Origin of the sequence: Acetobacter sp. UBA5411, from assembly GCF_002409645.1 — a bacterium.
GTDB lineage: Bacteria > Pseudomonadota > Alphaproteobacteria > Acetobacterales > Acetobacteraceae > Acetobacter.
In genome coordinates, this window is the sequence record NZ_DHNR01000019.1 from 166,054 (window position 1) to 183,271 (window position 17,218).

The 17,218-nt window shown below is 55.6% G+C and carries 17 protein-coding genes; 14 read left to right on the plus strand and 3 right to left on the minus strand.

The window, feature by feature from the left end; all coding sequences use genetic code 11:
- Positions 1-140: 140 nt before the first annotated feature.
- Positions 141-1,301, plus strand: a complete 1,161-nt coding sequence (locus tag B3759_RS05920; protein ID WP_291364605.1) for a glycerate kinase — start codon at positions 141-143, stop codon at positions 1,299-1,301.
- Between the two features lie 110 nt (positions 1,302-1,411).
- On the opposite strand, the gene B3759_RS05925 is transcribed toward B3759_RS05920, so the two are convergent.
- Both B3759_RS05925 and B3759_RS05930 read right to left on the minus strand, forming a co-directional pair.
- Positions 1,412-2,158, minus strand: a complete 747-nt coding sequence (locus B3759_RS05925) for a DUF4422 domain-containing protein (protein WP_291364607.1) — start codon at positions 2,156-2,158, stop codon at positions 1,412-1,414.
- 156 nt (positions 2,159-2,314) lie between these two features.
- Entirely contained in the window at positions 2,315-2,674 is a 360-nt protein-coding gene (locus tag B3759_RS05930; RefSeq protein ID WP_173572748.1) for an acyl-CoA thioesterase, read from the minus strand.
- Positions 2,675-3,034: 360 nt separating this feature from the next.
- On the opposite strand from B3759_RS05930, the gene B3759_RS05935 reads away from it, so the two are divergent.
- Positions 3,035-3,727 carry a hypothetical protein gene (locus tag B3759_RS05935; RefSeq protein WP_291364609.1) on the plus strand — a complete coding sequence of 231 codons (693 nt, stop codon included), beginning with the start codon at positions 3,035-3,037 and terminating at the stop codon, positions 3,725-3,727.
- A 237-nt stretch (positions 3,728-3,964) separates the two neighbouring features.
- Here the strand turns inward: B3759_RS05935 and B3759_RS05940 are convergent, their stop codons facing one another.
- Positions 3,965-5,089 carry a glycosyltransferase family 2 protein gene (locus tag B3759_RS05940; protein ID WP_291364611.1) on the minus strand — a complete coding sequence of 375 codons (1,125 nt, stop codon included), beginning with the start codon at positions 5,087-5,089 and terminating at the stop codon, positions 3,965-3,967.
- A 208-nt stretch (positions 5,090-5,297) separates the two neighbouring features.
- On the opposite strand from B3759_RS05940, the gene ruvC reads away from it, so the two are divergent.
- The 12 genes from ruvC to ftsH all read left to right on the plus strand — a co-directional run bounded on the left by ruvC (position 5,298) and on the right by ftsH (position 17,167).
- Positions 5,298-5,840 (plus strand): crossover junction endodeoxyribonuclease RuvC, encoded by a 543-nt coding sequence (ruvC, locus tag B3759_RS05945; RefSeq protein ID WP_099347477.1) that lies wholly within the window; start codon positions 5,298-5,300, stop codon positions 5,838-5,840.
- Complete coding sequence (ruvA, locus tag B3759_RS05950) at positions 5,837-6,454, plus strand: Holliday junction branch migration protein RuvA (RefSeq protein ID WP_010666767.1); 618 nt, start codon at positions 5,837-5,839, stop codon at positions 6,452-6,454. Before ruvC ends, ruvA begins: the two co-directional genes overlap by 4 nt.
- Positions 6,451-7,515 (plus strand): Holliday junction branch migration DNA helicase RuvB, encoded by a 1,065-nt coding sequence (ruvB, locus tag B3759_RS05955; RefSeq protein WP_291364614.1) that lies wholly within the window; start codon positions 6,451-6,453, stop codon positions 7,513-7,515. The genes ruvA and ruvB overlap by 4 nt, the downstream gene beginning before the upstream one ends.
- Entirely contained in the window at positions 7,512-7,919 is a 408-nt protein-coding gene (gene ybgC / locus B3759_RS05960) for a tol-pal system-associated acyl-CoA thioesterase (RefSeq protein ID WP_099347402.1), read from the plus strand. The genes ruvB and ybgC overlap by 4 nt, the downstream gene beginning before the upstream one ends.
- A 168-nt stretch (positions 7,920-8,087) precedes the next feature.
- Complete coding sequence (gene tolQ / locus B3759_RS05965) at positions 8,088-8,810, plus strand: protein TolQ (RefSeq protein ID WP_010666764.1); 723 nt, start codon at positions 8,088-8,090, stop codon at positions 8,808-8,810.
- 3 nt (positions 8,811-8,813) lie between these two features.
- A complete protein-coding gene (gene tolR, locus B3759_RS05970; RefSeq protein WP_291364618.1) occupies positions 8,814-9,263 on the plus strand; it encodes a protein TolR in 450 nt (149 codons plus the stop codon).
- Positions 9,264-9,388: 125 nt separating this feature from the next.
- On the plus strand, positions 9,389-10,435 hold the full coding sequence (locus B3759_RS05975; RefSeq protein WP_291364620.1) for an energy transducer TonB: 1,047 nt from the start codon (positions 9,389-9,391) through the stop codon (positions 10,433-10,435).
- 28 nt (positions 10,436-10,463) lie between these two features.
- Complete coding sequence (gene tolB / locus B3759_RS05980) at positions 10,464-11,834, plus strand: Tol-Pal system protein TolB (protein ID WP_291364622.1); 1,371 nt, start codon at positions 10,464-10,466, stop codon at positions 11,832-11,834.
- 246 nt (positions 11,835-12,080) lie between these two features.
- The gene (gene pal / locus B3759_RS05985; protein WP_010666760.1) at positions 12,081-12,560 is read left to right on the plus strand and encodes a peptidoglycan-associated lipoprotein Pal; all 480 of its coding nucleotides are present in this window, start codon (positions 12,081-12,083) and stop codon (positions 12,558-12,560) included.
- 386 nt (positions 12,561-12,946) lie between these two features.
- Complete coding sequence (locus tag B3759_RS05990; protein ID WP_408736452.1) at positions 12,947-13,795, plus strand: hypothetical protein; 849 nt, start codon at positions 12,947-12,949, stop codon at positions 13,793-13,795.
- A gap of 10 nt (positions 13,796-13,805) precedes the next feature.
- The gene (gene tilS, locus B3759_RS05995) at positions 13,806-15,110 is read left to right on the plus strand and encodes a tRNA lysidine(34) synthetase TilS (RefSeq protein ID WP_291364627.1); all 1,305 of its coding nucleotides are present in this window, start codon (positions 13,806-13,808) and stop codon (positions 15,108-15,110) included.
- 134 nt (positions 15,111-15,244) lie between these two features.
- Positions 15,245-17,167, plus strand: a complete 1,923-nt coding sequence (ftsH, locus tag B3759_RS06000) for an ATP-dependent zinc metalloprotease FtsH (RefSeq protein ID WP_291364990.1) — start codon at positions 15,245-15,247, stop codon at positions 17,165-17,167.
- Positions 17,168-17,218 lie beyond the last annotated feature (51 nt).

The following is a 17,218-nucleotide window of genomic DNA, read 5'->3' on the forward strand; positions in this document are numbered from 1 at the left end:
TTTTTTAATGTCTGATGCAGAAAAGCTCAGTTTTGTGAGATCATTTCCTGACCGTTTTTGCAAAATGTGGGAACATTTTTGCAGAATGCGCATTTCAGCTACTGACTGGTCTGAATAGATCGGACTTGAGGAGACAAAGAGTGAAAATCGCCATCGTCTGCGACTCCTTCAAGGAAAGTCTCACCGCCATTGCTGTGGCGGAGGCCATTCAGGCCGGTTTTCAGGAAATATTTCCAGATGTCGAGTTCATTGCCTGTCCTGCTGCTGACGGAGGCGAAGGCACAGTCGCTGCCCTGATCGCTGCAACCAAGGGCAAGCGCGTGGAAGTGTCGGTTACCGGTCCGCTCGGCACTCCGGTAGAGGCCTTTTACGGTGTCACGGGGGATAGACGCACTGCTGTAATCGAAATGGCCGCTGCTGCAGGGCTGGAAATACTGGCACCCGAACAGCGTGACCCCGGTCGCACCACCACCCGTGGCGTGGGAGAGCTGATCCGTCACGCTCTGGATGAAGGATGCCGTCATTTCATCATTGGTCTTGGTGGAAGCGCCACAAATGATGGAGCCGCCGGTCTGGCGCAGGCGCTCGGTGCGCAGTTATTGGACGAGCAGGGACGGGAGCTTGAGGCTGGCGGTCTGGCGCTGCGTCGGCTTGCGCGTATTGACGTCTCGAATATGGAGCCGCGATTGGCGGAATGCACGGTAGAGGTCGCGTGTGACGTGGATAATCCTCTGCTCGGTTTGGAGGGGGCGTCCGCTGTATTCGGTCCGCAGAAAGGGGCTTCTGCCGAACTTGTTGCGTCTCTGGATAATGCTCTGACCGTCTATGCGCAAAGACTGGAAGAAGATCTGGGCAAGACGGTCGCGGATATTCCCGGAGCTGGCGCTGCCGGAGGCGCGGGAGCTGGGACGCTTGCTTTTCTGAACGCTCGTTTGAGACCCGGTTTCGATATCGTCAGCGAGATGCTGGGGTTGGAAGAGCTTCTGCGGCCTGTGGACCTTGTTATTACGGGAGAAGGACGCATTGACGGTCAGACTATTCGAGGAAAAACACCGGCAGGTGTAGCTGAGGTGGCGCGACGTTTGGGAAAACCGGTTATCGCTTTTGGTGGATCGTTGGGGCCGGAAGTCGAGAAAGTGCATACTGTCGGGATCGAGGCTGTTTTCGCATCGGTTTCACGGCCGTGTACACTGGCTGAGGCTCTTGCCGAGGCCCGCCCCAATCTGATTCATGTTGCACGCAATGTGGCGGCCACACTCAGGCTTGGCATGGCTTTGAGCGGAAAAAGTGACGGGGTGTAGAACCAATTTCATCCGATTGGCTATTGTTATAATAGTGCTATTTCATGCATGCATTTTTTAATCGTAATGAAAAAACGCAGGTTCTATGATGTTTAGAGCCTTTAAGTGTTTCAGATTACAGTCATGTTACGTTCACCGATACACAGTCTGTGTCGGTTTTTGAGTAGCCACACATTGCAGAGTCTTTCTGATATAAAGCCAAAAATTCTCTGCTGGTATTCATCGTAATGTTTGTAGAATTTCATATCCTTCATGGAGAAAAGAATATTAAAAAGCCAATCACTGTATTCTGAAATTATTTCTCTTTTTGCGATCATCATATTGCAGTTGTACATATATGTTACGTTCTGCATGATGTAATCAAAGGCATCAATATAATCAGGATGGATTTTTTTAATAACTTCACGTACTACATACATGTCTTCTATATGATGGCTGGATCCATAATTCTGCAGAAGGTTCCCAATGAGAGGACGGACAGGCAAAATCAGATCGGTGTCACCTTCAAGTAAACCAAAGTCATTCGAGGCGGCAATTGGCGGCCCATCCTCAAGAACTGGATCTGTTTCGCCCCAGTTTGTTACGTATTTATCAATGCTATACTGGGATTTGGCGAAATATCGTCTGTAGTGAACGAGACCGATAAAATCTGATGATAAATCATTCTTCCAGGCCCAGTATAATACGGTCAGTTCACTGAAATGCTTATTAAGATCTGAAATATTGTCACCAGTATTATCGCCCTGAAAGGAAGTCGCCGTTTCTGCAACGGCTTTACCGGCTTGGATGGGGACATAGTTTCGGTCGAATGGTGAATTGAATTCTTTATGTGTTGCAATGTAAATTTTAATATTCACACTCTAATCTTTCTAAAAGGATCGATTTTCACCAGCAATGGTGCCTTGATCTATAAAGAAGGCGGATGAACAAATCATAATAAGAGAATCCTTAAAAACGGGAACCAAACATTAAGGCTCAAGCGAATTTTTATGCCGAAATTATTTTTTATTCTGTTAGTCCGTAATCGTATCAAATCCAGCTTCTGGCGGCAGGCGACGGGGTTTGCGATTTTCATCCAGCGCAACGAAGGTGAACTTGCCCTGTGTCACTCTGCGGCGCTCGTTGGTATTGCGTGCTCTCCGCCAGGTTTCGACATGGACAATAATTGAACTTGATCCTGTCTGCGTGATCTTGGTGTAGATGCTGACTTCGTCGCCGACAGCGACCGGTTCATGGAAAATGAAACTGTCGATGGCCACGGTGACACAGCGACCTTTGGCGCGAAAAGCGGCTGCTGTTCCGGCGGCAAGATCCATCTGGGAGACCAGCCAGCCGCCAAAAACATCTCCTGCGGGATTGGTGTCGGTCGGCATGGCGACGACACGGATCGTCGGGATCACTTCGGGAGGATAAGGAGAGCTTGTCGGCACGAGAATGATCCTTGATCGAGTCAGAATATCGCGCAGCGCCCTGAAGCCGCAAAAGAGAGCGTCACTGCTACAACATAAATCATAAGCCTGTTGAGAGGGAACTGTGCAACAGGCGATCGCATGAAGAAAAAGGCATTTTCCTGTTCACGATGGTATTCAAGGGGGCCCGAACAGATTGCTGCTCTGCTACATGACAGATCACTTTTGGTTCTCAAATTATGACAGTTATGCAATCAGGAATGGTATAGGGCATTCCTTGCCTGTAATGTTGCGCGATCTGAATTTTAAAGGCGTCTTGACACCATGAATCCCTCGACATTCTTTCGTCCGGGCAGGTCCTGCCGTGCCGTAGCCCTTGCGGCTATGATGTCTGGATGTGCAGTAACCGCTCTTGTGGCAGAGCCTGCTGCAGCACAGAGTGTGATCACGGCCACAAACAGTACGATTGCTACGGTTGAAACTGTCGATAGTTCCACGGGAGAAATCCTGCTGCGCGCTGAAGACGGTGATCTGTTCACTCTTGATGTGCCGCTTAAGCGGCATGCCCTGCCGCATCTCAGTGAGGGAGATCGGCTGAACATTCGTGTGATCAAGACACTGGATGCGACGCTTGCCACACCTGATAGTCCGGCCCCGGAATCCACAACGTCTGCTGCCCGTGGTTATGCGAATCGTCATCCGCACGGCACATTGGTGACTTTCAGGCGGAGACGCGTCAGCGTCGTTTCAGCCGATGTGAAAACACATACACTGACGGTCATCGACACGGCGGGAACACAACGTGATGTTGTGGTGAAACAGAAGATATTTCAGCCGATGCTTGCTCAGCTGAAAAAGGACGACAAGATCGATGTCACCACCATGGAGGCGGTGTCTTTCACTGTGCTCAATCGTGTAGTGGCGCCGAATGTGTCAGTTCAGCAGCAGGCTGGTGGTACAGCGGGTTCTACTGTTGTTGCGCCTGCGATGCCTGCTCCAGCTTCTGCCGGACAGTGATCTAACATGAGAAGAAAGACTGTTTTTCTTTTCAGAAGAACAGAAGGCTTCCTTAGTCCGTCTGTACGAAACAGGATGGCAAAACTGACAACAGTTTTCGTCATCCTGTCTGCGTTGACAGGATGTCACTCCGCTGGAGAGAGCGGAAATCGTCACTCTGTTCACGGATTGTATGGAGCTGGAAGTATCGGCGCGATGCCCTAAGAAAAGCAGTTTGCGCAATAAAAACACCAGCCTCTAGGAAGTGGCTGGTTTCTTGCGTGGCAGCCTTGTCTGACCCTTGGGAGAAGTTTTCTTTGTTGGCTTCGGCTTCTTCGGAGTCAGGATTGGGGTATCTGCATTGTTCGGAAGTGCGGTCTTCAGGAGCGTGTCTTCGGAAGTGGCTTCTGTAAAGGGGCGCCCTTCTTCTCGGCCATGTGAAATATAATGGCGTAAAGACATGATTCTGGCTGCTCTCACATCAGCATTGAGACGGAGATAAGCTGCGGGATTAAAGCAGATCGTCTTTGTGACCTTGCCTTTGCTCACATCGATAAAATCAATGCCATCTGTCGTATCTGATGTTTGGGATGGCCCTTCGGTCAAATAGTGGTCAGCGATGCCTAGGGCGATCAAGAGATCGGCCAACCCCTGAAACCTTAGAAATACGCCATTATCGAACTGCTGTAGGTAGTCTTCTTCTTTCATGCCCAGATACCGGATCAGTCGGGCTTCCGGTCCGTGATAACCCGCCAGAATCTTGGGATTGTCGAGGGGAACGGCTTTTTCCAGCTTGTAGCGCGTGTGCTGCAGCAGCGTGCCAAATGGCTTGTTGTGCATATGGATAAAAGTGAAATCCGTAATCCGCCGATCTGGTGAAATTCTGGAAGAGCAGCCCTGTAAACCAAAATCCATATTGTCGAGCGTACCGGCCGCCAGAAAAGTGCGGACGTGCTGTTCGGGACGAAAATACCCAGGTCTTGTGGGCACATTGAGCAGCATGGACTTGATCTCGAATGCACGCTTATCCCCAATGAGCGCATCGAAAGCCGAGTGGATGGATTTTCTGGAACAACTCAGTCCGTCTTCCGTGAAAACGGAAAGAAACTCGTCACAGTCGACAGGCAGGACAAAATCGTAATTCCCGCCTGAATCCCAGTGACGAATGATGTTTTTGAAATGCTCATTGCGGCCGAGGAAATCCTCCGGGCGGTTATGCCCCCAGTGAATGTCCGCACCGGCGCGCTCATAGGTCTTCAGGGTTTCAATAACAGCCGGATCAGTGGAATTATTGTCAAAAACACACAGATTCTCAAAGCCGAAAAGATATCCGTAATATCGGAACCAGGCCTCAAGAAGGAGTGTCTCATCTCTTTGCATCATGAGACATCTTACTCGTGCCATCGTCATGTATTCCTTTGCCGGTCCCGAAGAGTCGCTCCGGCTTATCACGGAAATTATTAAAGCTATCTTTCCAGGAAGAGGGAGTGAAGCTGCGAGTAACAAATACTCAGTATGACAGGGGATCGTTTACTCGGCTCAAGGGGAGATGCTCTGGCGTGCGCAGAACAAGAACGCTAAGAGAACAAACATGACTTCACGAGCCCGCCTTATAGGCATTGACCCCGGACTGCGCTTCACTGGTTGGGGTGTGATCGACGTTGACGGCAATCGTCTCATTCACGTCGCGGATGGGGTGATTGCAACCGATAGCAGTGAACCTGTGCCCGCTCGTCTGTGCGCTCTTTATGATGCGCTGACGGCTTTAATCCAGACGCACAAACCCAATGAGGCGGCCGTGGAGGAAACCTACGTCAACCGGAACGGCTCTTCGACCCTGAAGCTTGGATATGCACGCGGGGTTGCGCTGCTGGCTCCCGCGTTGGAAGGTCTGACTGTCGCTGAATACGGTGCGATGTCCGTCAAACGCTCCGTGGTTGGAACAGGGGCCGCTACCAAGGAACAGGTTGAAATGATGGTGCGTCGTCTGTTGCCCACTGCTTCCATCTCCCGCAATGACGCGTCCGATGCGTTGGCTGTCGCCATCTGCCACGCCCATCATCGCGCCAGTACGTTGCGTGTGGAAGCCGGAAGCCGGAGCGCTGTGGCCCGTGGCGCAGGTGCCCGCCGATGATCGCTTCGCTGGCTGGCCTGCTGTCACATGTGGAAGCCGATCGTTGTGTGATTGATGTGAACGGGGTGGGGTATCTTGTATTCGCCTCCACACGAACGATTTCAGCGCTTCCGAACCCGCCCGAGCTTGCAAAGGTGCTGGTGGAAACCATTGTTCGGGAAGACGCCATTCTTCTCTATGGTTTCGCAACCACAGCCGAGCGCGAATGGTTTCGCACACTCACTGCCATTCAGGGGGTCGGAGCCAAGGTCGCGCTTGGGCTTCTCTCCACGCTGTCTCCATCAGAGCTGATTTCCGCCATCGCCAGCGCTGACAAAGCCAGCCTGACTCGTGCGCCGGGTGTGGGTGGACGCCTTGCGGATCGTCTGCTGACCGAGTTACGCGACAAGGCCGGGAAAATGCCGGGCGGTGGGGGCGGAACAGCAACAGCGGCTATCATCGCGCAGGGAAATGTCGGTGGAACCATTGAAGCAGACGCCCTGCTGGCGCTCGCCGGGTTGGGTTTCCGTCGTGCTGAGGCCTGGCCTATCGTGTCGCGTCTGATTGCGGAAAAAGAGGCGGAAGCGACGCTTGATGGCGTTATCCGTGATGCTCTGAAAGAACTGGCGAAATGAACGACCGCACAGTCGATCCTGAGCGCACCGAAGAGGATCTTGGTGAAGGAGGTCTTCGTCCGCAGACCCTTGCCGATTTCACAGGACAGAAATCCAGCCGGGAAAATCTTGCAATTTTTATCGAGGCTGCACGCAATCGCGGAGAAGCGCTCGACCATGTCCTGCTGCATGGGCCGCCGGGACTGGGAAAGACGACTCTCGCGCAGATTGTCTCGCGTGAACTCGGCGTCGGATTCCGCGCTACGTCCGGGCCGGTGATCCAGAGGGCAGGGGATCTGGCTGCGATCCTGACCAATCTTCAGCCGCATGATGTGCTGTTCATTGACGAGATCCATCGCCTGCAACCCGCCATTGAGGAAATCCTCTATCCGGCGATGGAAGATTTCCAGCTTGATCTGATCATCGGAGAGGGGCCCGCAGCTCGGTCGGTAAGAATTGATCTCGCGCCATTCACGCTGGTAGCGGCAACAACTCGAGCAGGACTGCTGGCCACACCTCTGCGGGATCGTTTCGGTATCCCGTTGCGGCTGGTGTTCTATACTCCGGACGAGTTGCAACTGATCGTGTCGAGAGGTGCGCGTAAGCTCGGCTTTGCGCTGACGGAAGCCGGAGCGATGGAGATTGCCCGTAGGTCCCGTGGCACACCGCGTATCGCCGGACGCCTCCTGCGTCGGGTTAGGGATTTTGCCTCAGTCGGTAATACCAGTGATGAGCCGGTCGGGGCGGAGCTGGCCGATGCGGCGCTGACCCGGCTTGAGGTGGACGGCCTTGGCCTTGATGGGATGGATCGGCGGTATTTGCGGCGGATCGCCGAATACCATAATGGCGGTCCTGTGGGCGTGGAGACGCTGGCCGCTGCTTTGGCGGAAGCCCGTGACACACTTGAGGATGTGATTGAGCCTTACCTCATTCAGGAAGGTCTTGTGCTCCGTACAAGCCGGGGGCGCGTGCTGGGCGAGCGGGGATGGCGACATCTTGGACTGACGCCACCGGCATCGGCGCAGATGGCGCAATTCGATCTTCTTGCCGAAGATGACATGACCGAAGAAGGCGAAGCATGACCATTCATAACATCGACTTCCGAATCTATTACGAAGATACTGATGCGGGCGGCGTCGTCTATCATGCGCGCTATCTGGCGTTCGCAGAGAGAGCACGCACGGAGGCCATTCGTTCGGAAGGCATGTCGGCGATGGATCTGCTGAACGACTATGGGCTGCTGTTCGTCGTTCGCAATGCGACTCTGGATTACCGTCGGCCACTGCGTCTTGACGATGTTTTTACCGTTCGGACCAGACTGAGGGCGCAGGCGGCGGCAACCTGCCATCTGGTGCAGGATTTCCTTAAGGATGGTGAACTCTGCGTCCACACGGACGTACGTCTGGCCTGTATTCGTGCGGAAGATGGACGACCTGCCCGATTTCCGCCTTCGTGGCGTGCTCTCCTTGCCAGACTTGAAGAATGAAACACGAATAATAGGAAGGTCTCTTCTGCTTTCCGCAGGAAGCCAGTAAGGATCGCCTGACGATTCGAATGTTTTACGAGTCGGATATGCACTGTCTTCTTCGGCTTTTGCCGGAAGCCGGTTGCGCGGCAGGAAAAAGCAGGTCCGTATCAGGACAGGAGGCGTTTTTTGGATCAAGCAGCGGTAGACGCAACAAATCTCGCCGCAGCTGCGGGCGGGAATTTGTCGCTGTGGGGCCTGTTTGTGCAGGCGTCGTTGGTCGTCAAACTGGTCATGCTCGGCCTTGTTGGTTGCAGCATTTGGGTCTGGGCCATCATTTTCGACAAAATTGTGACCATGCGCCGTGTCGAACGGCAGGCCACGGCATTCGAGGACAAGTTCTGGTCCGGCGGCAGTCTGGACGATCTGTATGAAAATGAAGGCGCCAAGCCTTCTCACCCGATGGCCGCCATTTTTGGCGCGGCAATGGGCGAGTGGCGTCGGTCTTCCCGCATTCCGGGCGTGGACCTTGTTCATGGCGGCGTGCAGGAACGCGTCGACAGGGCGATGAACATCACCATCACGCGTGAGATGGATCGTCTTGAGCGCTGGATGATTTTCCTCGCAACCATCGGTCCGATCGCACCGTTTATCGGTCTGTTTGGCACGGTCTGGGGTATCATGCATTCGTTCAGCTCGATTGCCGCCATGCACAACACCAACCTGAGTGTCGTCGCTCCCGGTATTTCCGAAGCTCTGTTTGCAACAGCGATTGGTCTTATCACCGCCATTCCGGCCGTGATTGGCTACAACGTGATCAACAATTCCCTGATGCAGTTTCAGGACCGTCTGGAAGGCTTCGGTACGGAATTCGCAGCCATCCTGTCCCGTCAGTCCGAGGAAAGGGCGTAAGTCATGGGCGTGTCGGTCGGAGGAGGAGGCGGTCGTCGCGGCTCACGCCGTCGGGGTCGTCCGATGTCGGACATCAACGTCACGCCGCTTGTCGACGTCATGCTGGTGCTGCTGATCATCTTCATGGTCACGTCTCCGATGATGACCAGCGGCGTCAACGTAGATCTGCCGAAAACCGATGCGAAACCGGTCAATACGGACACCAAGCCGATTACCGTCTCCATCAAGGCTGACGGTTCGATCTACCTTGGTGACAATCCTGTTTCTGCGGACGAACTGGTGAACCAGCTCAAGGCCGCGGCGCAGAATGATCAGGAGCACCGTATTTTCGTGCGTGGCGATGCGCATATCGACTACGGCAAGGTCATGCAGGTGATGGGCCAGATTACAACTGGCGGCTTCACGCATGTTGCCCTGCTGGCTCAGCAGCCTGCTGCTGCGGCTGGTCAGTGAGATCTGTCACTCATGATTCAGAACTTTCCCTTTTTCCTTCATGCGCCCCGGTGCGGTGGTCGTGGACCTCAGTGGTTCTCCACGATCTGCTGCACTGCGGCATGACGTCAGGAGTCTGACTCTCCATGGTTCGGCCCCGCCGTTCCGAAACCATTTTGATGCGGCGCTCGACGATTGTCTCGGGCTCGCTGCATTTCCTGATCCTCGCTGCTCTGCTGCTGGCTCTTCCAGAGCAGAAGCCGCCTGAGGAACCCAAGGAACCCCCACCGGTAGAAGTGCAGTTTGAAGGCGCCAGCAGCGATTCCGGCCCTCCGGCAAAATCCGCCACGCCTTCTTCCAAGCCTGCACCCGCTCCGGCTCCCGAAAAGGTAGACGCGCCGCAGACGCCGACTCCTCCAAAGCCATTGCCGCCGGAAGAGACACCGCCTCCGCCGCCACCTCCGCCGCCTGTGCCGCCCCCGCCGCCGATCGAAGCGCCGCCGTTGCCGGATACGCCAATTCCACCAAAGGTGGAGGAGCCGTCGCCGGACGCTGAAAAGACGCCGCCGACACCTCCGGCAAAACCGACGCCTTCCAAGGTCGCGGCTCCGCCGTCCCTGCAGGCGCCGGCAGTGACATCATCTGCCGTCGCGCCGCCGTCGCCGATGTCGCAGCCCACGGACAAGCTGCCGGATATGGTGCTGCCTTCGCACATCACGCAGCCCAACCCGGCCAAGAAAACCGAGGCTGACACGCATTCCCTGCTGGAGACGCTGGATTCCTTCCGTGCTGACTCCAAGCAGACGCATGCCCCCAAAGGACAGGCCAATCCACGTCAGGGTGGTTCACCCGATGGTGGTGGTTCACCCAACGGGGATATCACGGGCAAGATGAGCGCAGGCGATCAGCGTGCGATCGGTGGAGAAGTCCGTCGTTGCTACACGGAAGATACCGCCGCCAAGGACTATGCGAGTTTCGTTGCGCATCTCGTTGTGACGGTCGATGCGAGTGGCGAGGCGCGTATTGTCACTTTTGCGCCCGAAACGCAGGCGAAGATGAACAGTGATTCGTCATACCGCGCCCTTGCTGAACGGGCGCGGGCGGCAGTGCTCAGTCCGACCTGTTCAAAACTGCCTATTCCCAAGAACCTGCTGGGCAAGACTCAGACTCTGAAATTCGTCTTCCGGCCGTAAGCCGCAGGATTAGAGAGGACACATGACCATGGTTTCGATTTCCAACCGCTATCTCCCGGATCATGAGGCCGAAGCTCTTGCGGAGGCGTTTGGTCCGAACGGCATGCGCCGTCGCTCCCTTCTGGGTGGTGGTCTGGCGGCGGGAGCCGGACTGGTCGGAGGACTGACGGCGACACCTCTGTCAGCTTGGGCTGCTGCTGATGCTCCGGCGGCTGAAATCACGGTGGATCAGGCGCGCACGGCTCCTATTCCCATCGTGATTCCTTCTTTTGGTCCGGGTGTTGGTGAGCAGATCACGCAGGTTGTGACCAATGACCTTTCCAACACGGGTCTGTTCAAGGTTCTTCCGGGCTCCGCCATGTCCGGAACGCCCGATTTCGCGCCTTACAAGGCGATGGGTGCTCACGCGGCTGTCACAGGTGGTTTTTCGGGAAGCGGCAGCATCCGCGTTGAGTTCCGGCTGTGGGACGTTCTCGCAGGTCAGCAGATTCAGGGAACGGCTTACACCACCAACGCCGCCAACTGGCGTCGGATCGCTCACATCATGGGCGATGTGATCTATCAGCGAATGCTTGGTGAGAAGGGGTATTTCGACACCCGGATTGGCTTTATCTCCCGTTCAGGGTCCGTGCATCAGCCCCGTATGCGGCTGGCTGTCATGGATCAGGATGGCGCGAACTGCCGCATCCTGAGCAGCACGCAGACCAAGCTGCCGGCATTCAGCCCGGTCCGCGACCAGATTGCTTTTCTTTCCTATGCCTCGGCCGTGCCGCGGATTTATGTGTTTGATCTCGCCAGCGGCCATCAGCGCATCATCGGTGACTTCAACGGCGTTCCGCTTGGCCCGCACTATTCGCCCGATGGTAACTCCCTGATTGTTCCTGTGGCGAAAGGAAGTGGTTCTGACCTGTATTCGGTCAATATTGCGTCCGGTGCGAAGCGGCAGATTACCTCCTCGGGTGGTGCAATTAACGTGAGCCCGAGCTTCAGTCCTGACGGTTCTCAGATTGTATTCAACTCTGACAAGGGTGGCTCACCTGCGCTCTACATCATGAGTGCAAGTGGTGGTGCCGCGCGCCGACTCTCGTTTGGTAGTGGCAATTATGGAGATTCCGTCTGGTCTCCTCGTGGCGATCTGATCGGCTTTACCCGTATTTCAGGCGGTCAGTTCTCGCTGGGCGTCATGAATCCCGATGGAACCGGCGAACGTATCATGACGCAGGGCTATACGGTGGAATCGCCCAGCTTCTGCCCGAATGGTCGTGTTCTGGCCTTCTCGCGCAGCGGAGCCAGCGGTGGGGCTGCTATCCATACTATTGATATTACTGGTTTCCATGAGCGTGCCATCCCGACGCCGGAAGGTGGTTCCGGCCCGACCTGGTCGCCGCTGAACGTCTGACACTGCAAGTATTCACGCTTTTGAGAGTGTTTTTCATGCAGGGTGGATATGCAAAATAGTAAGGCATATGCTGAAGATGCTTGACGCGTCTTCAGTAATGTGGCTTACGAGACGGTAATCTCTGGTAGAAGGTTGCATCTGCATATGGAGCAGATTTTCTGTTGCCGGGGGCGATAAAACTGTTCCTTTTCTACCATTCCCATCCCCTTATGTTCCGTTTAGGGAACTGATCCCAGGATCAAACAAATGAGACTGAAACTTCTTGGTGCGCTCGGTGTAGCGGCTCTTCTTGCTGGCTGCTCTAATGATCACACCAACACCGGTGCCAACACCGGTTCAGGCGCTGCTGTACAGCCGAGCGGCCCGGTGCCGGGAAGCGAAGCTGATCTCGTCGCAAATGTGGGCGACCGCGTTTTCTTCGAGCTGAACCAGAGCGGCCTTTCCGGCGACGCCAAGGCTACCCTCGACAAGCAGGCTGACTGGCTTGCGAAGTACCCGCAGGTTTCCGTGCAGATCGCTGGTAACTGCGATGACCGCGGCACAGAGGAATATAACCTTGCACTGGGTCAGCGTCGTGCGAACGCCGCTCGCGACTATCTCGTTGCGAAGGGCTCCGCCAGCTCGCGTATGACGACGATTTCCTACGGTAAGGATCGTCCGACAGCGACAGGCGAAGGTGAAGACGTCTGGGCTCAGAACCGTAACGCGATCACGTCCGTTCAGTAATTTCTGTCTGGAACAGTTTTATTGTGACGTTTGAAAGGCCGGGCAGGTGCTTACGCATCTGTCCGGTCTTTTTTTATGTGCTTTGAAACTCCTCTTCTGACGAGAGTGTTTTTCTTTAAGGGAATATGCAGTCGTCCATGACGGGGCATTTCTTGTGGTTCCTCGCCGCTTGCTAGTCGCATGAGGAATCATGTTAAAATAGACAGATAGATGGATCGTCAGTCGTTCGGATCGACAGATGCTTCACTGGCCTCTGGTCACCTGTATTTCGGTAACGAACATGCAGAAGCCGGAAGGGCAGGGACAACGCCAGAGGGAGACGGCTCTTCAGCCGCACAAGATTTCTCATGACAGGATTTTCTTACCCGTTCCGGAATTCCTTCCGGATGACGTGCCTGATGGTATCCACCGTGTTCCTGTCTTTTGGACCGGTCGTGGCGCACGCGCAGGTTTCCAGTCGGGAAGGCATCGCGCTTCAGGACCAGATCATGGAGTTGCGTCAGCAACTCTCGCAGGTTCAGAGTGGTGGAGCGTCGTCATCGGGCTCTTTGCCTGCTCCTGTAGCCGTGGGCAGTCAGTCGAGCGGAGCAAGCGGTGATCTTGTTGCCCAGCTTCTCGATCGGGTGAATACGCTTGAGTCTCAGCAGCGCGACATGCGTGGGCAGCTTGAAGAACTGACCAACCAGCTCAAGGAACAGAGCGCTTCTCTCTCCAAGCAGATGAGCGACATGCAGTTTGCTGCCCAGAATGGTGGCGGCGCTGCGGCTGCGACTACAGCCGCCGCATCCTCGACCAGCAAGAAGGAAGAGACAGGCGGTTCGCATGCAGCAACGGCTTCGACGGAAGCAGCCCAGACACCGGAGTCTGCTCTCAAGGCTGGAAATGCAGCCCTCCTGAAGCATGATTACAGCGCGGCGCAGCAGAGCGCCCAATCGGTGATCGCGCATGGAAAAGGCGCTGTAAAAATCGACGGCCAGTATCTGCTTGGGCAATCTCTGGCCGGTCAGAAGCAGTATCGTGACTCCACTGTCGCCTATTATGACGCCTACAAACTTTCCCCAAAGGGAGCGAAAGCACCCTATGCGTTGCTTGGCGTCAGCTCGGCTCTGATCAGCCTCGGGAATAAAAAGGCCGCCTGTCAGGCTCTGGCGAAACTGAAATCCGAATTCCCCAATCCTTCGGAACGTGTCGCGAAATCGACAGCTTATTTCTCAAAGCAGGGTGAGTGTTCCTGAGAGTAAACCTGTGACGACCGGTCTATCAGAAGAGCTAGAACCCTCCCTGTTTACCGGTCAGACGACTGTTTCGCGAGACGATTTCCAGACCATCATGAGCAGACTGGGGCCGTGGCTTCCCGACGATCCTGCTGCGCCTCCGGTTGCTCTGGCTGTTTCCGGTGGTGGTGATTCCATCGCGCTGGCGTGGCTTGCGGCATTCTGGAGAAAACGGCTGATCGCCTTTGTGGTCGATCACGGGTTGCGTCCCGAATTTGCGCAGGAAGCCGCAAGCGCGCTGAAAACCCTTGCCAAACTGGGTATTCCCGCTGAACTGCTCAGGGTCAGGGATCTTCCTTATGGGCCGGCTCTGGCTCAACGTGCGCGTGATGCCCGCTATGAAGTGCTTATTGAAGCCTGTCGCCGGGTTGGAGCAGTTGATCTGCTTGTCGCTCATCAGGCTGACGATCAGGTAGAAACCGTTGCAATGCGACAGAGACGAGGCAGCGGTACAGGTCTGTCGGGAATGGCATGGGTGTCCGAGCGTGCGGATATCCGGATTATTCGCCCTCTGCTTGGTTATTCCCGCGAGACCCTCCGCAATACGCTTCGTCAGGCAGGGCTTGGCTGGTGTGATGACCCTTCGAACGAAAATGAACGTGCCGAACGAGTGAGGGTAAGGAAACAGCTCTCGCCGACGGAGAAACAGGCATTGTTACGGCAGGCTGAAATGGCTGCCAATGAACGTATCCGTCAGGAGAGGGCGATCATCCATGAACTGGTTGAGACGCAGTGCCTGATGTCAGCGGGGTGGGTTGCGCTTGGAGAAACACTGCCATCCGTGCACGCTCTGGCTGCGTTGATGCGCTGCATTGGCGGGAGTGATTATCTTCCTTCTCTGGAGGCGGTGGAAAAACTGCGTGAAAAAAAAATACCGGGCACTCTTGGCGGTGTAAGGCTGTTACGAGGAAAGACTGGCGAGGACCGCCGGGAGCAGTGGTTGCTCATACGGGAAATGGCAGCCATGCAATCTCTTGTTCCAGCTGGTAAAAATCAGTGCTGGGACAGGCGGTTCGTCCTCAGATATTCAGGGGAGAGCATGCCTTCCGATCTCATGATGGGGGCCGCAGGATCGGGATTGTCTCGCAAAGACCGGGCAGGTTTACCAGCCGTGCTGACTGCGACGCTACCTGCACTCTGGAAGGAGGGGCAACGTCTGTGCGTGCCGCATATGGGGGTGGGTGATCAGAAACTGCTTGCCGAAGTGTCGTTTGATTTTGCCCCGCAGTCGCCTGTGACGGCAACTTTCCGCTGGATGAACGCATATTTAACCTGAGCGCCACTTTCATGCAGGGTGCGAAGACCCAATGTCAGCATGAACAGGATTGCATTCGTCGCGTGAAACCGGTCTCATGAGACCAGCGCCACAGGAACGGACGCGTATAGGAACAGTATGGAACGGATGTCGTGATCAATAATTTTGGACGTAACCTAGCCCTCTGGGTCTGCATCATTGTTCTGCTGTTGTTCCTGTTCAACATGTTCCAGCCCACCGGGGCGCAGCATGCTGCTCAGCAGATCGCCTATTCCGACTTCATCGGTGATGTCGACAAGGGCGAGGTGCGCTCGGTCATTATTCAGGAACACAATATTTCCGGCACGCTGACAAACGGCACTTCCTTCGAGACCTACGCGCCTCAGGATACCGGTCTTGTCTCCCGTCTGACGGGCAAGGGCGTGGAAGTGGTCGCCAAGCCGCTTGAGGCAGAAGGTAATCCGTTCCTGCGGATCGTGCTGAACTGGTTCCCGTTCCTTCTGGTGGGTGCGGTCTGGCTGTTCATGATGCGTCAGATGCAGTCGGGCAGTGGCAGGGCGATGGGTTTTGGCAAGTCCCGTGCCCGTATGCTGACGGAAAAGCAGGGTCGCGTGACCTTTGCTGATGTCGCCGGCATTGAGGAAGCCAAGGGTGAGCTGGAAGAAATCGTCGAATTTCTGAAAGACCCCCAGAAGTTTACCCGTCTCGGTGGCAAGATCCCGAAGGGCGTGCTGCTTGTCGGTCCTCCGGGCACAGGTAAAACGCTGCTGGCGCGTGCGATTGCAGGCGAGGCCAACGTTCCGTTCTTCACCATTTCCGGTTCCGACTTTGTGGAAATGTTCGTGGGTGTGGGTGCATCCCGTGTCCGCGACATGTTCGAACAGGGCAAGAAGGCTGCTCCCTGCATCATCTTCATCGACGAAATCGACGCCGTGGGTCGTCACCGTGGTGCCGGTCTTGGCGGCGGTAACGATGAGCGCGAGCAGACCCTCAACCAGATGCTGGTGGAGATGGATGGGTTTGAGAGCAATGAGGGCGTGATCCTTATCGCCGCGACCAACCGTCCTGACGTGCTTGATCCTGCGCTGCTGCGTCCGGGCCGCTTCGACCGTCAGGTCGTGGTGCCGAACCCGGATGTGAACGGTCGTGAGCAGATCCTGCGCGTGCATATGCGCAAGGTGCCGCTGGCTTCTGACGTTGATCCGAAAGTCATCGCACGTGGAACACCGGGCTTCTCCGGTGCCGATCTGGCCAATCTGGTCAACGAAGCCGCACTTCTGGCCGCACGTCAGGGCAAGCGGACCGTTGCGATGCTGGAGTTCGAGAACGCCAAGGACAAGGTGCTCATGGGCACCGAGCGTCGCTCACTGGTAATGAGCGACGACGAGAAGAAGATGACGGCCTATCATGAAGGTGGTCATGCTCTCGTCTCCATCCTGACGCATGGCACGGACCCGGTCCACAAGGCCACCATCATTCCGCGTGGACGCGCTCTGGGTATGGTGATGAGCCTCCCGGAAGGGGATCGTTATTCCAAGAGCCGTGCGAAATGTGTGGCCGAGCTTGATCTCGCCATGGGTGGTCGTGCTGCTGAGGAAATCATCTTTGGCCCGGACAATGTGACGAGTGGCGCATCCGGTGACATCAAGATGGCGACCGATCAGGCACGCCGGATGGTCACCGAATGGGGCATGAGCGAGAAGATGGGCATGATCGCTTACGGCGATAATGGTCAGGAAGTGTTCCTTGGTCACTCCGTGACGCAGAACAAGAACATCTCGGAAGAGACGGCGCGTGACATTGATGGCGAGGTCAAGAGGCTGATCGATTCCGCTTATGACCGTGCCCGGACGCTGCTGATCGAGCATATCGACGAACTGCATCGTCTGGCGGAAGCACTGCTCGAATATGAAACGTTGAGTGGTGAGGAAATCCGTCAGATCCTGCGCGGCGAGCCAATCGAGCGTGTTGTGGTCGATGATGCCATGCCGGAAAACCGGCGCTCTTCGGTGCCGCCGGTGATCGGTAAACCGACAGCACCGCCTTCCTTGGGGGATGCGTCTCCGCAACCCGGCTAACTCCGGTTGCTTCCATCAAAGGCGAGGGCTTCGGTCCTCGCCTTTTTTTAT